This window comes from Micromonospora sp. WMMD736, from assembly GCF_049179015.1.
In the GTDB taxonomy this organism is placed as follows: Bacteria; Actinomycetota; Actinomycetes; order Mycobacteriales; family Micromonosporaceae; genus Micromonospora.
Genome location: NZ_JBMHMI010000001.1, coordinates 4,909,982 through 4,928,722, shown reverse-complemented (window position 1 = coordinate 4,928,722; position 18,741 = coordinate 4,909,982). Strand labels below are relative to the sequence as shown.

Genomic DNA, 18,741 nt, shown 5'->3' with positions numbered 1-18,741 from the left:
AATCGACCAGCTTCAGCACTCGATCACGTTGACGGCCAGACCGCCACGCGCCGTCTCCTTGTACTTGACCTTCATGTCGGCGCCCGTCTCCCGCATGGTCTTGATGACCTTGTCCAGCGATACCGCGTGCACACCGTCGCCGCGCAGCGCCAGCCGGGCGGCCGTGATCGCCTTGATGCTAGCCACGGCGTTGCGCTCGATGCAGGGGATCTGCACCAGGCCACCCACCGGGTCACACGTCAACCCGAGGTTGTGCTCCATCCCGATCTCGGCCGCGTTCTCCACCTGCTCCGGCGTGCCGCCGAGCGCCTCGGCCAGGCCCGCCGCCGCCATCGAACACGCCGAGCCGACCTCACCCTGGCAGCCGACCTCCGCGCCGGAGATCGACGCGTTCTCCTTGAACAGCACCCCGATCGCGCCGGCCGCCAGCAGGAACCGCACCACACCGTCGTCGTCGGCGCCCTCGACGAACCGGCTGTAGTAGTGCAGCACCGCCGGGATGATCCCCGCCGCGCCGTTCGTCGGGGCGGTCACCACCCGACCCCCGGCCGCGTTCTCCTCGTTCACCGCCAGGGCGAACAGCGTCACCCAGTCCATCGCGTGCAGCGGGTCGGCCGTCCCCGCGTCCGCCTCCAGGCCGCGCCGCAGCTCCGCCGCGCGCCGCCGGACCTTCAAACCCCCGGGGAGTACGCCGTCCCGCTCGCAACCCCGCTGCACGCACTCCCGCATCACCCGCCAGATCTCCAGCAGGCCCGCCCGGATCTCCGCCTCGCTGCGCCACGAGCGCTCGTTGGCCAGCATCACCTCGCTGATCGACAGGCCGGTGCGGGACGTGACGTCGAGGAGTTGCGCCCCGGTCAGGAACGGGTACCGCACCCGCGTGCTGTCCGGCTTGATCTTGTCCGCGCCCGCCGCCGCCTCGTCCACCACGAAACCGCCCCCCACCGAGTAGTAGGTGCGGGTCCTGACCTCCTCGCCGGCCGCGTCGAAGGCCGCGAAGGTCATCCCGTTCGGGTGGTACGGCAACGACCGGCGACGGTGCAGTGTCAGATCCCGATCGGGATCGAAGTCGATCTCGTGCGCGTCGAGGAGGCTGATCCGCCGCTCGGCACGGATACGCTCGACGCGCGGCCCGACGGTGTCCGTGTCGACCGTCTCCGGGGACTCGCCGGCCAGCCCCAGCAGCACCGCAGGCCCGCTGCCGTGCCCGTGCCCGGTGGCGCCCAGCGACCCGAACAGCTCCGCCTGCACGCGGGCGGTGTCGGTGAGCAGCCCGTCGGCCTTGAGCCCGGCGACAAACGTACGCGCCGCCCGCATCGGCCCCACCGTGTGCGAGCTGGACGGCCCGATGCCGACGCTGAAAAGGTCGAAAACACTGATCATGACTGCGCTTCCTCGGCGTCCACCCGTGTGGGGATTCCGCCCGGTCGTGGCCGCCGGTCGGCAGCCCCGCTCGTGGCCGCCCGGTCGGGTGGCCGCCGGTCACCCGGGGTACGGGTGCCTGACCTGTCAGCCTACCTGCCCAGCTCACCCCTTACGGTCGCCCCCGCCGCACGGTCGCCCCCTGCCGCACGGTCGCCGCCGCCGCACGGTCGCCGGCCCGCATGATCGCGCTCGAACCTGGTTGTAGTGGCCTCGGGCGTGGCGGATGGCCACTACATCCCGGGTCGAGCACGACCTTGACGCCCGAGGGGCGCGAGGGCGCGCGAGGGCGCGAGGGCGCGGGGGCGCGGGGGCGTCGGGCGCGGGCGCGGGCGCGGAGGCGTCGGGCGCGAGGGGACGTGGAGGCGTCGGGCGGAGGCCGCACGGGTAAGCACCTACGGGTCCACGGGTCGCCGATCCTCCTCGGGACCGAGGGCGGAGCGGCCGCCCCTTTCTACCGTGGATTGCAGACGCGGCGCAGCGCCGCAGAGTGGGAGTACGACGATGAGTCGCAAACTGGTTCGGCCCCGCCAGGGGCGCATGCTCGCCGGTGTCTGCGCCGGCCTCGGTCAGCGGTTCGGCATGTCCGCCGGGATGGTCCGGCTGCTGTTCCTGCTGTCCCTGCTGCTGCCCGGCACCCAGGTGGTCGTCTATCTGATCCTCTGGATCCTGATGCCCAACGAGGACCGCTACCTGGCCTCCACCGGCCACTGACCCACCCCCTGCCCCGATGCAGGCCGGCCGCAGCCAGTCACAACTTCGGGGATACTGCTGCTTCCCGATCGTCGGAGGCAGCAGGATCCCCGAAGTTGCGCGGATCTTGGCAGCCCGTCGCTCGCCGGGCCCTTGATCCACTCGACATCGTCGATGTGGGGCTTTCCGCGGGCGGGTGATACCCCGAGATCGGTGATGTGGAGTGGATCATCCCGTTCGGCGGCGCGGCAAGCCGGCCAACGGAGGCGGACCGGGCAACGGCGACGCGGCAGACCGGCCAGCGCAGGCGGACCGGGCAGCGACGACGCGGCAGACCGGGCAGCGGAGGCGCGGCAGACCGGGCAGCGGAGGCGCGGCAGACCGGGCAGCGGAGGCGCGGCAGACCGGGCAGCGGCGGCGGACGACACGGCAGACGGGGCAGCGCCCGCCTCGACCATCGTCGGGGCGGGCGCTGTGTAGGACCAGGGCGCCGAAGACCAGACGCCGAGGCGCCGAGGTCAGGGGGCGGTGTAGGTGACAGTGACCTGTTGGTAGCCCAGCGAGCGCAGCAGCCCCTCCAGCATCTTGCGGGTGTTGGCCTCGGCGCGGGCGGAGAGCCCGCTGTCCCGGGCGGCGGCGGTGATCCGCTCCTCGGCCAGCTGGTAGATCTGCTGCTGCCTGTTGGGGTCGTTGCCGACCAGGTCACCGAGCCGGTTGAGCAGGCCGCGCTGCTCGGCGAAGACGTAGCTCTTCTCCATGTCGAGGTTGGTCTCGCCGAGCTGCGGAGCGGGCAGCTTGATCTCGACGGACTTGCCGTCGGCCGACTGCACGATGGCGCCCTCACCGATCTTGGTGAAGTCGACGTACGCCTCGACGCTGCCGGCCCCGACGAACAGGGTGCGCTCGTTGAGCAGGAAGTCCGGGACGTTACGCCGGTCGTTCTGGGTGTCCACCACGACCTGGAAGTTGCCTTCGGCCGCCACGTAGCGGCTCAGATCCTGGATCGACTTCAGCAGTGGCGGCTGACTGCGGTCGGTCTGCTCCTTGGCGAACGGGTTGCGGAAGTCCGGCAGGAAGCCGGTCGCCTGCACGCCGAGCAGCACCACCACGGCCAGCGCGGCGGCACCGAGCAGCAGGAGCAGCCCACGAGCCGCACCCCCACCCGCGCCCCCGCCGGTGCCAGGACCATCGGGGCCATCCGGGCCGCCCGGAGTCGGGTCGGGTGTCGCGGCCGAGCGCTCCCGCAGGTCGTCGCCGGTCGGGTAACCGGGGAACTCCCTCGTGGGCTCGTTGATGTCAGCGTCGCGAGCCATCACACTCACCGTCCTCGTCAGACACGTCGTCTGTCAATGACGGTACGGCCCCCGTACGACAGCCGCGCGGCGAGCGGCGGGAATGCGTAAACGGGCAGGTCAGGCGAAGGCGGAGAGCCCGGTGAGCCGCTGGCCGACGATCAGCTGGTGGATCTCCGAGGTGCCCTCGTACGTCAGCACGCTCTCCAGGTTGTTCGCGTGCCGCAGCACCGGGTACTCGCCGGACACGCCGTTGGCGCCGAGGATGGTGCGGCACTGCCGGGCGATGGCCAGGGCCTCCCGCACGTTGTTCAGCTTGCCCACGCTCACCTGGTCGGGGCGGAGCCGGCCGGCGTCGGCGAGCCGGCCGAGGTGCAGCGCGAGCAGTTGCGCCTTCACCAGCTCGACGGCCATGTCGGCGAGCTTGGCCTGGGTGAGTTGGAACCCGGCGAGCGGTCGACCGAACTGGGTCCGCGTGATGGCGTACGCCAGGGTGGTTTCCAGGCAGTCGCGGGCCGCGCCGACGGCACCCCAGACGATGCCGTGGCGGGCCTCGGTCAGGCAGCTCAGCGGGGCCTTGAGCCCGACGGCCTCGGGCAGCTGGGCGTCGGCCGGGAGCCGGACGTCGTCGAGCACGATCTCGCCCGTCAGCGACGCGCGCAGCGACATCTTGCGGCGGATCTCGCGCGCCGTGACACCGGGCGTGTCCATGGGTACGGCGAAACCGCGTACCCCGTCGTCGGTACGCGCCCAGATCACGGCCACGTCGGCGATCGGCGCGTTGGTGATCCACATCTTCCCGCCGGTGAGCACCCAGTCGTCGCCGTCCCGGCGGGCCCGGGTGGCCATGGAACCCGGGTCGGAGCCGTGGTCCGGCTCGGTGAGGCCGAAGCAGCCGATCGCCTCGCCGGTCGCCATCGGGGGCAGCCAGCGCTGCTTCTGCTCCTCGCTGCCGTAGCGCCAGATGGCGTACATGGCCAGCGAGCCCTGCACCGAGACCAGCGAGCGGACACCGGAGTCGGCGGCCTCCAACTCCTGACACGCCAGCCCGTACGCGACGGCGGACGCTCCCGCGCAGCCGTACCCGCTCAGGTGCATTCCGAGCAGGCCGAGCTTGCCGAACTCCCGGGCCAGCTCGCGGGCCGGCACGCGGCCCTCCTCGTACCAGTCGGCGACGTGCGGGCGGACCCGGTCGTCGACGAGTCGGCGGACGACGTCGCGGATCTGCCGCTCCTCCTCGGTGAGCGACGGGTCCAGGTCGAGCAGATCGAGGGCAGTCATGCCGCCACCTTAGTGAAGCCTCAGGCCGGGCCGCACAGTCGATCCCGCGCCGCACAGTCGATGGCCGCGCCGCTCACCCGATGGCCGCGCCGTTCAGTCGGCGGGCTCGGCGAGCACCAGGACCCGGGCGTGGATCTGGTTGCGCTGTTGCAGCGCGGCGCGCAGCGCGCGGTGCAACCCGTCCTCCAGGTAGAGGCCACCGCTCCACTGCACGACGTGCGGAAAGAGGTCGCCGTAGAAGGTCGAGTCCTCGGCGAGGAGCTTGTCGAGCGCCAACTCGCGCTTGGTGGTGATCAACTGATCCAGACGCAGCGGACGGGGCGGGATCTCCGCCCACTGCTTGAGCGTCAGGTTGTGCTCCGGGTAGGGACGCCCATCCCGGACCGCTCTGAAGATCACGACGGCACGCTCCCCTCCCCGTGACCGGACGGACCGACGGCGCCGAGCCGGGCTGCGACGGGCGCCGCGCGGCGCGGCGCCGATGACCGTGCCAGCCTAGCGGCCCCACGCACGCGACGTTCTGCTCCCCGATGTCAGTTTCGCCATCGCTCGTCCGATCCTCAACCGGACGAACGGGACGCCGCACTCAACTCCACCGGCCACGCCGCACCACCTCGTCGATTCCACGACGACCACGACGCAACGATGGTGACCGATGGTCCGGTGCGCGGTAACCGATTGTGACGGCACCGATGGGCTGGTACTCCACCGGCACGCCGAAGCTCTCCCGGTACGCGGCCAGCCGCTGGGGTGGGATCCCGAAGAAACACGCCCCCAGCCCCTCGTCCACCGCCGTGAGCAGCATGAGCAGCGCGGCGAAGCCGGTGTCGACGTACCAGTAGGGCACCGGCCAGCGGTCCGTCGACCGGTCGGTCCAGCCCTTGTCGGGCTCCGCGTACCGGGTCAGGTAGGCGGACTCGTTGGCGTGCGGCACCACGATGAGCGGCGCGCGGCGCATCCCCGCCAGCCAGCGCTCCCGTCCGCCGCCGTCCGGCGTGGTGGCCGCCCAGAACCGCTCCCGGTCGGCCGCCTCCTCCAGCACCAGGAATCCCCAGCCCTGGGCGAAGCCGGCCGACGGGGCGCGTACGGCGTGGTCGAGCAGCCGGTCCACCACGTCGGGCGGGACCGGACGGTCCGGGTCGTAGTTGCGGACCATCCGTCGACGGCGGACGACCTCGGCGAACTCCATCAGGCCCCGGGACGGATGCCCCAGGCACCCCGCCAGGTCGTGCCGGGCTTCAGCGCGAGCACGTCCCTGCCCGACCGGAACGCGTCCGGCGGGCAGGTCATCGGCTCGATCGCCACCGACCGGCGGTGTCGCTCGCCGGTGAGCGCGTCGCCGGTGAAGACCTGCCACCAGCCGAACTCCGCGTCCGCCCAGATGCTCACCCCGGACGAGGAGTCCGGTGCCGCCAGGCTCACCGAGGAGCCGCCGTCCGCCTCGCGGACGACCTCGCCGAAGCACAGGTCCAACTCGGCGTCGCCGATCCGGCGCGGGCTGATCCAGTCGTACTCGGTGCCGGCCACCGGCGTCGCGCCGACCGGGAGCAACCGGCCGTCCACCATGATCCGGGTACGCGCCGGAAGCCGCATGACCAGGTCGTCCACGGCGACACCCGGCAGTTGCAGGTACGGGTGCACGGAGAAGCCGAACGGGGCGACCTCGGTGCCGACGTTCGTCACCTCGTGCTCGGCCCGCAGCCCGTCCGCGCCCACGCTCCACCGGCTGACGAGCCGCAGCGGCCACTCGTAGCCGGGCTGCGGCGGCAGGTCGTAGCCGAGGGTCACCGCGTCCGTGGACTGCTCCAACAGCCGCCACGACACCCAGTTGACCAGCCCGTGGATGGCGACGTGCCGCTCCGGCTCGGTCAGGGCGAGCTGGTGCGTCCGGTCGCCGTACGCGTAGCGCCCGTCCCGGATCCGGTTCGGCCAGGGCGCGAGCACCTGTCCGGCGCAGCCGGGGCAGACCTCGTCGACGCCGTACCCGTCGAGCAGGTCGACGCCGTCGTGCCGGTACGTCCGCAGCCCGCCGCCCACCTCGACGATGACGGCCTCGTGGCCCGCGGCGGCGATGGTCCACTGTGCGCCGGAGAAGGGGCGCTGCTCGGGGCTTTCCATGCCGGCGACCCTAACCGGTCACGGCCGGTCGCCGCTCGACGCCGTGGTGGCGCGGTAACGCAGCAGCGCCGGGAAGGCGACGGCGAGCACCACCACGAGCACCGCCGAGGCGAGTCCACCGGCGACCCAGGCCACCCCGCCGCCGAACCCGGCCGCCATGGTGCCGGCCCGCAGGTCGCCGAGGCGTGGTCCACCGGCCACCACCACCGTGTTGACGCCCTGGAGCCGGCCGCGCATGCGGTCCGGCGCGTACACCAGCAGCATGGACTGCCGCAGGACGGCGCTGACCAGGTCGGCGGCGCCGGCCACGGCGAGCAGCAGGACCATCAGCCAGAGCTGGTGGGCCAACCCGGCGGCGGCGATCGCGAGGCCCCAGCCGACCACCGCGACGACCAGGCCGACGCCCTGCCGGCGCAGCCGCCCGATCCAGCCGGAGGTCAGTCCGCCGATCATGGAGCCGATCGCGATGGCGCTGTAGAGCAGGCCGACCGAGCCGCCCCCACCGAACCGCTCGTTGGCGATCTCCGGGAACAGGGCCCGCGGCATGGCCAGGATCATCGCGATCAGGTCCACCCCGAAGGAGAGCAGCAGGACGGGTGTGGTGGCCAGGTACCGGAAGCCGTCGATGACGCTGGCCAGGCCGGCCCGGCGGACCTGACCGTCGGCGCTCGGTTCGGGCGGCAGCGCCGGCAGGCGCAGCGCCGCCCAGAGCATCGCCGTGAACAGCACCGCGTCCAGCCCGTACGCGATCGGCAGCACCACCCGGGTGTCCGACGAGGCGGCGAGGATGAGGCCGGCGGCGAGCGGGCCGGCGACCGACGCGGCGGTGAAGGTCGTGTAGTTGAGGGTGCTGGCGGCCGGGACGAGGTCGTCGGGGACCAGGCGGGGCAGCATGGCACTGCGGGCCGGCGAGGTGATCGCGAACGCCACCGACTGCACCGCCATCAACACCAGCAGCAGCACCGGACTGCCCACGTCGAGCAGCGCCTGGACCAGCAGCCCGAGAGTGGATGCCCAGAGCAACAATGAGCCGCCGAGCAGCACGGCACGGCGGTCGCGGGCGTCGGCGACCGCGCCACCCCAGAGCCCGAAGATCAGCAGGGGTACGAAGGCAGCCACGCCCAGCAGGCCGACCCAGAACGAGTCCCGGGTCAGGGCGTACATCTCGACGGGCACCGCGACGGCGGTGAACTGGAAGCCGAACATCGCCACGGTGTTGCCGAGCCACAACCGCCGGTACGCCGGTACGCGCAGTGGGCGGACGTCGATCGCCCAGCGGCGCGCTCCACGCGGCCGGGCCTCCTGCACACCGGTCACGGTGCCAACCGCTCGACGATCCAGTCGCCCTCGTCGACGAGACGGAAGCGCAGGCGGTCGTGCAGCCGACCGGCCCGGCCCTGCCAGAACTCCACCGAGTCCGGCCGGACGCGCAGGCCACCCCAGTGCGGCGGGGGCGGGATGACGCTCTCGTCGGCGTACCGTTCGGCCACCTCCCGGTAGCTCTCCTCCAGCGTGGCCCGGTCCGGCACCACCGACGACTGCGGGCTGGCCCACGCGCCCACCTGCGATCCGCGCGGCCGGCTGGCGAAGTACGACTCGGTCACCGCCGGATCGACCGGGGCGACCGATCCTGCGACCACCACCTGCCGCTGCATCGGAAACCACGGAAAGACCAGGCTGGCGTACGGGTTGCCGGCCGCCTCGACGCCCTTGCGGGACAGGTGGTTGGTGAAGAAGACGAAGCCGTCCGGGTCGTACCCCTTGAGCAGCACCGTCCGCCCACTCGGTCGACCGGCGGCGTCGGCCGTGCCCACCACCATCGCGTTGGGTTCGGGTAGCCCGTGGGCCACCGCGTCGGCGAACCACCTGTCGAACTGGGTGTACCAGTCGGCGGCCAGGTCAGCCTCGGTCAGACCCAGGTCCGCGGCGTACTCGTTACGCATCGCGGCCGGGGTCGGTGTGTCGCCCGTCACGTTCCCACTCCTTCTCGGCGTGCCGACCGGTGCCCTCCCGCGCTGGCCAGACCGCTTCGCCCAGTCTCACCGACCGACGCGCAGAATGCGCGCCCGGAGATGTCGCGTGCAGCACAGTCGCACTGGGTCGCGTATCCGGTTACCCAGCAGGCAAGATGTTCCGAACACATCCCTGAGGGTCGCCTAAGGCGCTCGGCCGACCGGGCCGGATCAGCTGATCGGGCGCACCGAGCAGATCCAGGAGAACGACATGGCCGACTTCAAACCCGGTCTGGAGGGCGTCGTCGCCTTCGAGACCGAGATCGCCGAACCCGACCGCGAGGGTGGCGCGCTGCGCTATCGCGGGGTCGACATCGAGGATCTGATCGGCCAGGTCTCGTTCGGCAACGTCTGGGCGCTGCTCGTCGACGGCCGGTTCGGGCCGGGCCTGCCGCCGGCGGAGCCGTTCCCGGTGCCGGTGCACTCCGGTGACATCCGGGTCGACGTGCAGTCGGCGGTCGCCATGCTGGCCCCCTACTGGGGCCTCAACCAGCTGTTGGACATCTCCGACGAGCAGGCCCGCGAGGACCTGGCCCGGGTGTCGGTGACCGCGCTCTCCTTCGTCGCCCAGTCCGCGCGCGGTCTCGGCCTGCCGGCCGTGCCGCAGAAGGAGATCGACAAGGCGCAGACCATCGTCGAGCGGTTCATGAAGCGCTGGCGGGGCGAGCCGGACCCGCGGCACGTCAAGGCCGTCGACGCGTACTTCATCTCGGCCGCCGAGCACGGCCTGAACGCCTCCACCTTCACCGCGCGCATCGTCGCCTCCACCGGCGCCGACGCGGCGGCCTGCATCTCGTCGGGCATCGGCGCCCTCTCCGGCCCGCTGCACGGCGGCGCGCCCTCGCGCGTGCTCAGCATGCTCGAGGCGGTGGAGCGCAGCGGCGACGCCGAGGGGTACGTCAAGGGTGTCCTCGACCGCGGTGAGCGGCTGATGGGCTTCGGCCACCGCGTCTACCGTGCCGAGGACCCGCGGGCCCGCGTGCTCCGGCGCACCGCCAAGGAGTTGGGTGCGCCGCGCTTCGAGATCGCCGAGGCGCTGGAGAAGGCCGCCCTCGCCGAACTTCAGGCCCGCCGTCCGGACCGGGTGCTCGCCACCAACGTCGAGTTCTGGTCGGCCGTCGTGCTGGACTTCGCCGAGGTACCGGCGCACATGTTCACGTCGATGTTCACCTGCGCGCGGATGGGCGGTTGGAGCGCGCACATCCTGGAGCAGAAGCGCCTCCAGCGGCTGGTCCGGCCGTCCGCCCGCTACGTGGGTCCGGAGACCCGCAAGCCGTCCGACGTCGAGGGTTGGGGCGCCGTCCCGCACGGCGTCTGAGCTGCGTAAAAGGGCCCCCGTCCGACGTTCCGCGTCGGACGGGGGCCCTTTCGCGTCGCGGCCCGCCCGAGCACGGCGGTGTGGCGAAGGACTCAGACCGCCGGTCGGGACCCCGGCCGTCGCCGCCGACCCAGGGTGCGAGGATGAGGGCCGGCAGTGTCGCCGGGCCCGCCCTCGCCCTTGCGGAAGGATCTTCAGAACCGTGGCTGACGCACCGATCATCCGGATTCCCGACGAGATCAAGCCCGCCGACGGCCGTTTCGGCTGCGGCCCGTCCAAGGTCCGTCCGGCGGCCGTGTCCGCGCTCGCCGAGGTGGCGACCAGCTACCTGGGTACGTCGCACCGGCAGAAGACGGTCCGCGACCAGGTGGCCCGGCTGCGCTCCGGCATCGCCGAGTTCTTCTCCCTGCCCGAGGGCTACGAGGTCGTGATCGGCAACGGCGGCACCACGGCGTTCTGGGAGGTCGCCACCTTCGGCCTGGTCCGTGACCGGGCCCAGTTCGCCAGCTTCGGCGAGTTCGGCGCGAAGTTCGCCAAGTCGGTCGCGGACGCGCCGTTCCTGGGCGAGCCCACCGTCCGCAAGGCCGCCGCCGGCAGCGCCCCGGCCCTGGTCGCCGAGGCCGGCGTGGACGTGTACGCGACCCCGCAGAACGAGACCTCGACCGGCGTGGCCGTGCCGATCAGCCGGGTGGCCGGCGCCGACGAGGGTTCGCTGCTGCTGGTCGACGCCACCTCCGGCGCGGGCGGCCTGGAGGTCAACGTCGGCGAGACCGACGTCTACTACTTCGCGCCGCAGAAGTGCTTCGGCTCGGACGGCGGCCTCTGGCTGGCCCTGATGTCGCCGGCCGCGCTGGACCGGGCCGCCGAGATCAAGGCGTCCGGCCGTTACATCCCGGCCTTCCTGGACCTGGCGACCGCGATCGACAACTCGCGGCTCGAGCAGACGTACAACACCCCGGCGCTGGCCACCATCTTCCTGGCCGCCGAGCAGACCGACTGGATGAACGCGCAGGGCGGCCTGGCCTGGGCGGCGAAGCGCACGGCGGAGAGCGCCGCCACGGTGTACGGCTGGGCGGAGCGGTCCACGGTGGCCACTCCGTTCGTCACCGACCCGGCGCTGCGGTCCAACGTGGTCGCGACCATCGACTTCACCGACGGGGTGGACGCCACCGCGATCGCCAAGGCGCTGCGCGCCAACGGCATCGTCGACACCGAGCCGTACCGCAAGCTCGGCCGCAACCAGTTGCGGGTGGCGCTGTTCCCGGCCGTCGAGCCGTCCGACGTCGAGGCCCTGACCGCGTCCATCGACTACGTGGTCGAGCGGCTCTGAGCTTCGTCACGGTGGGTGTCCGTCGACGCCTCGATGGACACCCACCGTGATCATTGCCGCAGCTCAGTCACGACATGCGGGGTGTCGCTTCCCCCACCCTGAGACAGATGCGCGTACGGTGGTCCGAGACGCCTGGGTGGCCGACTCGTGGCGTGCGGCCAGCGAAGCGGGACGGAGGCAACGTTATGCGCCCAGTACGCTTCGTCGCCCTCTCCGAGGACGGCCATGCTCTGGTTCTCGCCGACGAGGTCGGGCGGCTGCTCGCCCTCCCTATCGACGAGCGGATCGCCGGTGCGCTGCACGCGGAGCCCGGCGCGACGCCGCTCGCGGTGGCGCCGACCGCCGCCGACCCCGTTCCGTCCCTGTCTCCTCGGGACATCCAGGCCCGCATCCGTTCCGGTGAGTCGGCCGAGGACGTCGCCCGGATCGCCGGGGTGCCGGTCGACCGGGTCCTGCGCTACGCCGGGCCGGTGTTGCAGGAGCGGGCCATGCTCGCTCAGCACGCCCGTCGCACCCGGCTCAAGGGCGCGGAGAAGCCCACCCCACTGGCCGAGGTGGTCAACGGTCGGCTGAGCCAGCACGGCATCGACACCGAGAAGATCTCCTGGGACGCGTACCGGCGCGACGACGGCACCTGGCGCATCATCGCCACCTGGCCGTCGGGCAAGGCCACCGCCCAGGCCATCTGGGATCTCGACAAGACCCGGCAGGTGGTCACCCCGCACGACGACATGGCGCAATATCTGTGCGCCGAGCGGCCCACGCCGATCCTCGGCCAGGAGCCGGCGCCGGAGCGCAGCGGGCACGGCCTGCCCGGTCCGTCGCGTGGTGAGCCGAGTCGCGGTGGGCACGGGTTGCCGGCGGCGTCCGAGCACCCGCGTCCGGGCCGCGATCCGATCCGGGCCGGCCGGGACGCCCTGCTCGCCTCGCTGGACCGTCCGCTCGGGGCCTCGTCGGGTCGCGGGCTCGAACCGCGTACCCCGGCTGCTCTCGCCGGGCCGGACGCACCCCGGCAGCGGCCGGTCGGCGGTGGCGCTGCGGCGCTGCTCGGCGGCGGCCAGGGCTCGGCCTTCGACGACGACTCGGACGCGCCCAAGGAGGTCCCGGCCGTGCCGTCGCTGGCGGTGCTGCGACCCCGGCGGACCGGTACGGCCGCGGCGGCAGCCGGTGGCGAGACCGCCGAGGCCGGCGGCAAGCCGCGCAAGCGCCTGCCGAGCTGGGACGACGTCCTCTTCGGCAGCGGTCCGGCCGCCCGCGAGTCCTCCTGACGCAGCCACTGCTTGATCCACTCGGGTTCACGGAAGTCGGGCTGTCAGCGCCCGCAAAACACCCCGACTTCCAAGAACCCGAGTGGATCACGCCTCAGGCGGTGAGCAGATCGTCGAGCCGTTCACGCGGGATCGACGCGTCAGAGCGGCCAGGCGGCGAGCCGCTCGTAGCGCGGGCGTGCCGCCCCGAGGCGGCTGCGCATCAGCAGCAACTCCGTCGTCCGCCACTCCGGTCCCGCGTACTCGTCCAGGTCGGTGCGGTCGGCTTCGACGGCGGTCGGGTCCATCCGGTCGCCGGGCCGGGCCACGGTCAGGTGCGGGCGGAAGGGCTTGTCGTCGTACGGCAACCCGGCCACGCGTAGCCGCTCTCGCACGAGCCGGGCCAGGCCGTGCAGCACCTCGACGTCGCCCCGGGCGTCCACCCAGAGCAACGTGCGCCGGCTGTCGCCGAACACGCCACCACCGCCGAGACGTAGCCGGGGCGGGGCTTCGCGGCCGGCGCGGAACGAATCGGCGGCGAGCCCGAGCGCACTCTCCACGTCGACCAGCCGGGCGGTCTCGACGTCGCCGAGGAACGCCAGGGTGAGGTGCAGATCGCACGGGTCGACGAGCCGCACCCGGGCGCCGGCGGCCGCCGCCGCGCCGACCCGCAGCCGGGCGATCTGGGTGCCGAGATGGCTGACCACCTCGGCGGGCGGACAGACCGCCACGAAGAGCCGCATCCAGGACCGTTCAGCGGTGCCGTTGCCGGTGCCCGGCTCGGGCGGCCGGCAGGGTCAGGCCGGCGGCGTGCAGCACGCCCTCGACGCGTACCCGCTCGATCTCCTCGTCGACGCCGGTCAGCTCGGCGAGATGCTCGGTGATCCCGAGGGCGCGGCAGGCCAGCCGGAGCCGGTCGTCGTACGCCTGGACCACCGCTGGGTGCCAGACCACCGGCCGGCCGATGCCGCCGATCCGCTGCCCGCCGAGGCGGCGCAGGTCGGCCGCGAGCTGTTCCAGGGGACGACGGTCGGTACGGTCGAACTCGCTCAGGTCGATGTCCCGGGTCAACGCGTCGGCTTCGATGGCCCGGTCGAGGCGGGCGATGGTACGCCGCTCCCGTCGGCGCTCCCGCCACTCGGCCCAGCCGCAGACCACCCGGTCGAGAATCTCGTCGTAGCAGAAGAGCAGGGCGAACACCGCCGGGATGCTGGCCACGGCGAGGAACGCCAGGGCCAGCATCAGCGCGCGTCCGACTCCCACATATCGACGCTAAGCCCCGTCGTGCCACCTCGCCAGCGATTTGGCCGCATCCGTGCGTGTCAGTCGATCCGGACCGCGCTCGGGGCCCCGGCCCGGTTGGCGGGGGCCCCGAGCGCGCGGGTCAGCAGTCGGCGGAGGTGACGTAGAAGCGGGGCATGGGCAGCACCCGGAAGCGCAGCCGCGCACCGGAGCGGCGCAGCTGCCAGGTCAGCGCGATCAGCGCGGTGGCCAGCGAGATCAGCCCGCCCATCCAGATGCTCGCGCCGGCGCCGAAGTGCTCGGCCACCCAGCCGATCAGCGGCGCACCGACCGGGTTGGTGCCCAGGAACACCAGCACCCACAGGGCCATCACCCGTCCCCGGAACGCGGCGTCCACGCCGAGCTGGACCCGCTGGTTGGCGGCCTGGGCAAAGAAGACCATGAAGAAGCCGGTGGGCACCAGCAGCGCCACGACCAGCCAGTACGTCGACGCGAAGCCGACCAGGGTGCCGAAGCTGGCACAGCCGATCGCGGCGCCGAGCACCAGCCACACCGACGGGCGGCTGCGCCGACCGGTGCCGCTGAGCGCGCCGCCCAGCGCGCCCACGGCAAGGGCGGTGCTGAACAGGCCGAACGAGGCGGCACCGGTGTTGAACACCGTCTTGGCCAGCGCGGCCAGGGTGAGCTGGAAGTTGAACAGCGACATGCCGATCACCGACATCACCGCCATCGGCAGCAGCAGGTCCGGCCGCCGCCACACGTACCGCAGCCCGTCGACGACCTTCGCGGACGCCCGCTCGTCGCGCGGCGGGAGCGCGTCACGCTGTAGTTCGGCGGTCCGCATCCGGACGACGTTCACCAACGGCGCGATGGAGCTGACGGCGGTGAACAGGAAGACCGGGCCCACATCGAAGGCGGCGATGGCCAGACCGGCGACGGCCGGACCGACGATCCGGGCGGAGTTGAACACGGCGGCGTTCAGCGACAGCGCGTTGGGCAGCAACGGGGTGCCGACCAACTCGGAGACGAACGCCTGCCGGACCGGGGTCTCCACGGCGTTGGCGGTACCGAGCAGCGCGGCGAAGGCGAAGACGTGCCAGAGCTGCACCAGGTCGGTGAGGACCAGCAGCGACATGACGAGCGCCAGCACGCTCCAGAAGCTGTTGGCGGCGAACAGCAGGACCCGCTTGTCGTACCGGTCGGCGAGGCGACCGGAGAAGAGGGTGAGCAGCAGCACTGGCGTGAACTGACAGGCGGTGACCACGCCGAGCGCGGTGGCCGAGTTGTCGGAGAGATCGAGGACGAGCCAGTCCTGGGCGATGAACATCATCCAGACGCCGATGAGTTTGATCAGCTGCCCGGATGCGAAGAGGCGGTAGTTGCGGACCTGTAGGGACTGGAACATCGTGCTCAGCTTGGCCTGCACTCTCGGTGCGCCTCCTCAAGGACGTACGCGTCATCGTCAGGTGACGGCACGGCCCGGTGGCGCGGGCGCGAGCTCAGGCGCGAGCGAGCTGCTGGAGAATCTCGGCGGCCCGGTGCAGGGTCGCCCGTTCGTCCTCGTCGAGCGCGGCCAGCCGGTGGGCCAGCCATTCGTCGCGGGCCCGCTCGAACTGGTCGAGCACGGCCTGCCCTTCTTCGGTCGCCGCGAGGATGACCTGCCGGCCGTCGGTCGGGTGGGGGGTCCGTCGCACGAGGCCACGGTCCTCCAACTTCGCGACGATCTTGGTCATCGTCGGCGGCTGCACCCGTTCGATCTCGGCCAGTTCCCGGGGCGTCATCGCGCCCGCCAGCCGCAGGCTGGTGAGCGCGGAGACCTGGGTGACCGTGAGGTCGCCGACCGGCCGGGCCCGTCGGACCCGCCGGTTGAGTCGGGTGATCGCATCTCGCAGCTGGGGAGCCAGCTGCGCCGGTGGCACGCGTTCCGCCGTCACCGTCCGCTCCGTCACGTTAGTTAGCTTAACTAATGAGCCTGGCTAACGACATCTGTTATGACCAGGCTCACCGGGATGTTTGTGCTGTTCCGGGCGGGGAATCACCGTCGACCCCCGCCCGGACGACGGCTGTCAGAGCACCAGCGACTCGATGGGCCCGCGCAGGAAATACAGCACGAAGAGGGCGGCCACCCCGTACAGCAGCGGGTGGATCTCCCGGCCCTTGCCCCGGGCCAGCTTGACCACCACGAAGGTGATCAGACCGGCGCCGATCCCGTTCGAGATCGAGTAGGTGAACGGCATCAGCACGATGGTGAGGAACGCGGGGATGGCGATCTCGTAGTCCGACCAGTCGATCGTCCGTACCGCGGTCATCATCAGGAAACCGACCACCACCAGCGCCGTCGAGGCCGCCTCGAACGGCACGATCACCACCAGCGGCGCGAGGAACATCGCCAGCAGGAAGAGGGCGCCGGTGACCAGGTTGGCCACGCCGGTCCGGGCACCCTCCGCGACACCTGCGGCACTCTCGATGTACGACGTGTTGCTCGACGTGCTGGCCGCACCGCCGGCCGCCGCCGCGATCGAGTCGACCAGCAGGATCTCCTTGGCCTTCGGCGGGGTGCCCTTCTCGTCCAGCAGGCCACCCTCCTGGCCGACCGCCACCATCGTGCCCATGGTGTCGAAGAAGTCCGTGATGAGCAGCGTGAAGATGAACATCAGCACGACGACCCAGCCGGCCCGACCCCACGAGTCGAGCACGTTGAACTTGCCGAGCAACGACAGGTCCGGCACGTCGACGACGGTCTTGGGCAACTCCGGCACGTTCAGCGCCCAGCCCTTCGGGTTGGGCTTGCCGTCCACGAACGACGGGCCGATGTTGCCGATCGCCTCCACGATCACCGCCAGCACGGTGGACGCGAGGATGCCGATCAGGATCGCGCCCCGGACCCGGCGCACCACGAGCACCAGGGTGAGCAGCAGGCCCACCACGAAGACCAGCAGCGGCCAGCTCACCAGCTTGCCGCCGACGCCTAGGCCGACCGGAACGGTGGTGTTGGCGGCGTCCGGGAGTCGCCGGACGAAGCCCGCGTCCACCAGGCCGATGATGGTCAGGAAGAGGCCGATGCCGACGCCGATCGCCGTCTTCATCTGCGTAGGCACCGATCGGAACACGGCGGTACGCAGACCGGTCAGCACCAGCACCGCGATGATCACACCCTCGATCACCACGAGGCCCATCGCGTCGGCCCAGGTCATCTCGGGGGCGATCTCGTACGCCACCAGAGCGTTGACGCCCAGACCGGCGGCGAGCGCCAACGGGAAGCGGCCGACGACACCCATCAGGATGGTCATCAGGCCGGCGACCAGTGCCGTCGCGGCGGCCAGCGCCGGAATCGGAAGGGTCTTGTTGTCACCGTCGACGGCACCGCCCAGGATCAGCGGGTTGAGCACGACGATGTACGCCATCGTGAAGAAGGTCGCGAGACCACCGCGTACCTCACGGCTCACCGTCGAGCCGCGGGCGGAGATCTCGAAGAACCGGTCGAAGCCGTTACGCGGTTGAGCGGGGTGGGAAGGTGTGTCGTTCTCGGGCGGCGCTACTGCCATGAGGACCCTCACAGGTGATCTTCCGGTTGTCGCGCGCATCGTCCCAGATCGCCGGCGGGCAGGGGAAGTACATCGCGTACGCTTGCCCGATGCCGAACGACCAGCCACCGCGCCCCGCGCCGCTGGACCCGCCGATGGTGCCGTTCGCCGTCGCCGGCCTGATCGCCTGGGCGGTCGTCGGACTGGTGCTGCTGGTGTTCTTCCGGGGCTGGTTGACCGAGCACCATCACGAGAACTGGCTCTGGACCTGCCTCGCCGGTTTCCTGTGGGGCTTCCCCGGCCTCGCCGTCATGATGCGGCACGACGCCAACCGACGTCGGCGCCGGGCGAGCTGAACGCACCGGCCCGCGCCGGAGCGCGGCTCAGGAATGCCCGTACGGCTCCGCCGGCTCCGCCGCCTCGACCGAACCCGGCGCACGGCTGACCGACATGGCCTCCACGGCGCTGTCGTCGTACACCGTTGGTAGGTCCTCGACCGCGGTCTCGGCGGCCTCGATCAGCGTCTCGGAGTGCGCGCCACAACCATGGTCGGCGCTGACCACCCGGCCGTCGTCGGGTGCGTAGAAGTTGCCGCACGCGCCGAACGCCTGCCGCATCGCCCCGGCCAACGGAAGGTAGAAGCCGCAGGTGCCGCAGCGGGCGGCGGCCGGGGCGGCGGTGGAGATGGCCGCCGTCGGGCCGTGGTCACCGTCGTACCAACGCTGCGCCGCGTCGGCCCGACCCTCCCGGGAGAGCACCCGGGCCCGACCGAGACCCAACTCCCAGGCCGTCTCCTCGACCGCCGGGTCGTCGGAGAGCAGGTAGCCGGGGACCAGCCGCTCATCCTCCGGAGCGGTCGGCAGCAGGTCACCCGGGCCGAGGTCACCGGGCTTGAGCCGCTCCTGCCAGGGCAGCCAGCCGGGCGCGAGCAGCGCGTCCGGGCCGGGCAGCAGCACCGTCTCGCAGATGGTCACCGTACGACTGCGCGGGACGCGGGTGACGGTGACCGCCCACCGCCAGCCGCGGTAGCCGGCGAGGCGGCACTCGAAGTAGTGGGTGACCAGCCGTTCGCCCTCGGAGACGACCTGGAGGTGGTCGCCGACGTCGTCGGCACCGACCTCGGTGATGCCGGCACGGGCCACCTCGACGGCGGCGGCGCAGACCTGGTCGAGACGGGCGGCACGGGTGGAGGCGGGCCTGGTCACCCGACCATTGTTCCCCATGCTCCCCGCAGGGGTGACAGGGACTCCCGGGGAACCTTT

Annotated in this window: 19 protein-coding genes; 5 read left to right on the top strand and 14 right to left on the bottom strand. The window is 71.9% G+C overall.

Translation table 11 applies throughout. The annotated features are described in order from the left end of the window. Window positions 1-12: 12 nt before the first annotated feature. A complete protein-coding gene (locus ACN269_RS22310) occupies window positions 13-1,383 on the bottom strand; it encodes an L-serine ammonia-lyase (protein WP_421474240.1) in 1,371 nt (456 codons plus the stop codon). Window positions 1,384-1,926: 543 nt separating this feature from the next. Between ACN269_RS22310 and ACN269_RS22305 the strand changes: the two genes are divergently transcribed. Next, on the top strand, window positions 1,927-2,136 hold the full coding sequence (locus ACN269_RS22305) for a PspC domain-containing protein (RefSeq protein ID WP_355049178.1): 210 nt from the start codon (window positions 1,927-1,929) through the stop codon (window positions 2,134-2,136). Between the two features lie 497 nt (window positions 2,137-2,633). On the opposite strand, the gene ACN269_RS22300 is transcribed toward ACN269_RS22305, so the two are convergent. The 7 genes from ACN269_RS22300 to pdxH form a co-directional block, all read right to left on the bottom strand. Further along, the gene (locus ACN269_RS22300; protein WP_421474239.1) at window positions 2,634-3,428 is read right to left on the bottom strand and encodes a DUF4230 domain-containing protein; all 795 of its coding nucleotides are present in this window, start codon (window positions 3,426-3,428) and stop codon (window positions 2,634-2,636) included. Between the two features lie 99 nt (window positions 3,429-3,527). After that, complete coding sequence (locus tag ACN269_RS22295) at window positions 3,528-4,688, bottom strand: acyl-CoA dehydrogenase family protein (RefSeq protein ID WP_421474238.1); 1,161 nt, start codon at window positions 4,686-4,688, stop codon at window positions 3,528-3,530. A 93-nt stretch (window positions 4,689-4,781) separates the two neighbouring features. Continuing rightward, window positions 4,782-5,087 (bottom strand): type II toxin-antitoxin system VapB family antitoxin, encoded by a 306-nt coding sequence (locus tag ACN269_RS22290; RefSeq protein ID WP_421474237.1) that lies wholly within the window; start codon window positions 5,085-5,087, stop codon window positions 4,782-4,784. Between the two features lie 187 nt (window positions 5,088-5,274). Then, entirely contained in the window at window positions 5,275-5,877 is a 603-nt protein-coding gene (locus tag ACN269_RS22285) for a nitroreductase family protein (protein ID WP_421474236.1), read from the bottom strand. Continuing rightward, the gene (locus ACN269_RS22280; RefSeq protein ID WP_421474235.1) at window positions 5,877-6,806 is read right to left on the bottom strand and encodes an aldose 1-epimerase family protein; all 930 of its coding nucleotides are present in this window, start codon (window positions 6,804-6,806) and stop codon (window positions 5,877-5,879) included. Before ACN269_RS22280 ends, ACN269_RS22285 begins: the two co-directional genes overlap by 1 nt. A gap of 18 nt (window positions 6,807-6,824) precedes the next feature. Beyond that, window positions 6,825-8,123, bottom strand: coding sequence for an MFS transporter (locus ACN269_RS22275; protein WP_421474234.1), 1,299 nt, complete (start codon window positions 8,121-8,123; stop codon window positions 6,825-6,827). Further along, window positions 8,120-8,749, bottom strand: a complete 630-nt coding sequence (gene pdxH, locus ACN269_RS22270; protein WP_421476491.1) for a pyridoxamine 5'-phosphate oxidase — start codon at window positions 8,747-8,749, stop codon at window positions 8,120-8,122. The genes ACN269_RS22275 and pdxH overlap by 4 nt, the downstream gene beginning before the upstream one ends. A 280-nt stretch (window positions 8,750-9,029) precedes the next feature. Between pdxH and ACN269_RS22265 the strand changes: the two genes are divergently transcribed. The 3 genes from ACN269_RS22265 (at window position 9,030) to sepH (ending at window position 12,734) form a co-directional block, all read left to right on the top strand. Beyond that, the gene (locus ACN269_RS22265; RefSeq protein WP_088986659.1) at window positions 9,030-10,136 is read left to right on the top strand and encodes a citrate synthase 2; all 1,107 of its coding nucleotides are present in this window, start codon (window positions 9,030-9,032) and stop codon (window positions 10,134-10,136) included. A gap of 202 nt (window positions 10,137-10,338) precedes the next feature. Then, a complete protein-coding gene (gene serC, locus ACN269_RS22260; protein ID WP_421474233.1) occupies window positions 10,339-11,466 on the top strand; it encodes a phosphoserine transaminase in 1,128 nt (375 codons plus the stop codon). 185 nt (window positions 11,467-11,651) lie between these two features. Further along, a complete protein-coding gene (sepH, locus tag ACN269_RS22255; protein ID WP_421474232.1) occupies window positions 11,652-12,734 on the top strand; it encodes a septation protein SepH in 1,083 nt (360 codons plus the stop codon). Window positions 12,735-12,874: 140 nt separating this feature from the next. Here sepH and thpR read toward each other — a convergent pair whose 3' ends face one another. The 5 genes from thpR to ACN269_RS22230 all read right to left on the bottom strand — a co-directional run bounded on the left by thpR (window position 12,875) and on the right by ACN269_RS22230 (window position 17,500). Further along, entirely contained in the window at window positions 12,875-13,456 is a 582-nt protein-coding gene (thpR, locus tag ACN269_RS22250; protein WP_421474231.1) for an RNA 2',3'-cyclic phosphodiesterase, read from the bottom strand. 10 nt (window positions 13,457-13,466) lie between these two features. Continuing rightward, window positions 13,467-13,976 (bottom strand): hypothetical protein, encoded by a 510-nt coding sequence (locus ACN269_RS22245; protein WP_421474230.1) that lies wholly within the window; start codon window positions 13,974-13,976, stop codon window positions 13,467-13,469. A gap of 121 nt (window positions 13,977-14,097) precedes the next feature. Next, window positions 14,098-15,381, bottom strand: coding sequence for an MFS transporter (locus ACN269_RS22240; RefSeq protein ID WP_421474229.1), 1,284 nt, complete (start codon window positions 15,379-15,381; stop codon window positions 14,098-14,100). Between the two features lie 73 nt (window positions 15,382-15,454). Continuing rightward, window positions 15,455-15,904, bottom strand: a complete 450-nt coding sequence (locus ACN269_RS22235) for a MarR family winged helix-turn-helix transcriptional regulator (protein WP_421474228.1) — start codon at window positions 15,902-15,904, stop codon at window positions 15,455-15,457. Window positions 15,905-16,021: 117 nt separating this feature from the next. Further along, the gene (locus ACN269_RS22230) at window positions 16,022-17,500 is read right to left on the bottom strand and encodes an NCS2 family permease (protein ID WP_421474227.1); all 1,479 of its coding nucleotides are present in this window, start codon (window positions 17,498-17,500) and stop codon (window positions 16,022-16,024) included. Window positions 17,501-17,589: 89 nt separating this feature from the next. Here ACN269_RS22230 and ACN269_RS22225 point away from each other — a divergent pair, with 89 nt between their 5' ends. Continuing rightward, window positions 17,590-17,835, top strand: a complete 246-nt coding sequence (locus ACN269_RS22225; protein WP_421474226.1) for a DUF2530 domain-containing protein — start codon at window positions 17,590-17,592, stop codon at window positions 17,833-17,835. Window positions 17,836-17,862: 27 nt separating this feature from the next. On the opposite strand, the gene ACN269_RS22220 is transcribed toward ACN269_RS22225, so the two are convergent. Next, the gene (locus ACN269_RS22220; protein WP_421474225.1) at window positions 17,863-18,702 is read right to left on the bottom strand and encodes a DUF3027 domain-containing protein; all 840 of its coding nucleotides are present in this window, start codon (window positions 18,700-18,702) and stop codon (window positions 17,863-17,865) included. Between the last annotated feature and the right edge of the window lie 39 nt (window positions 18,703-18,741).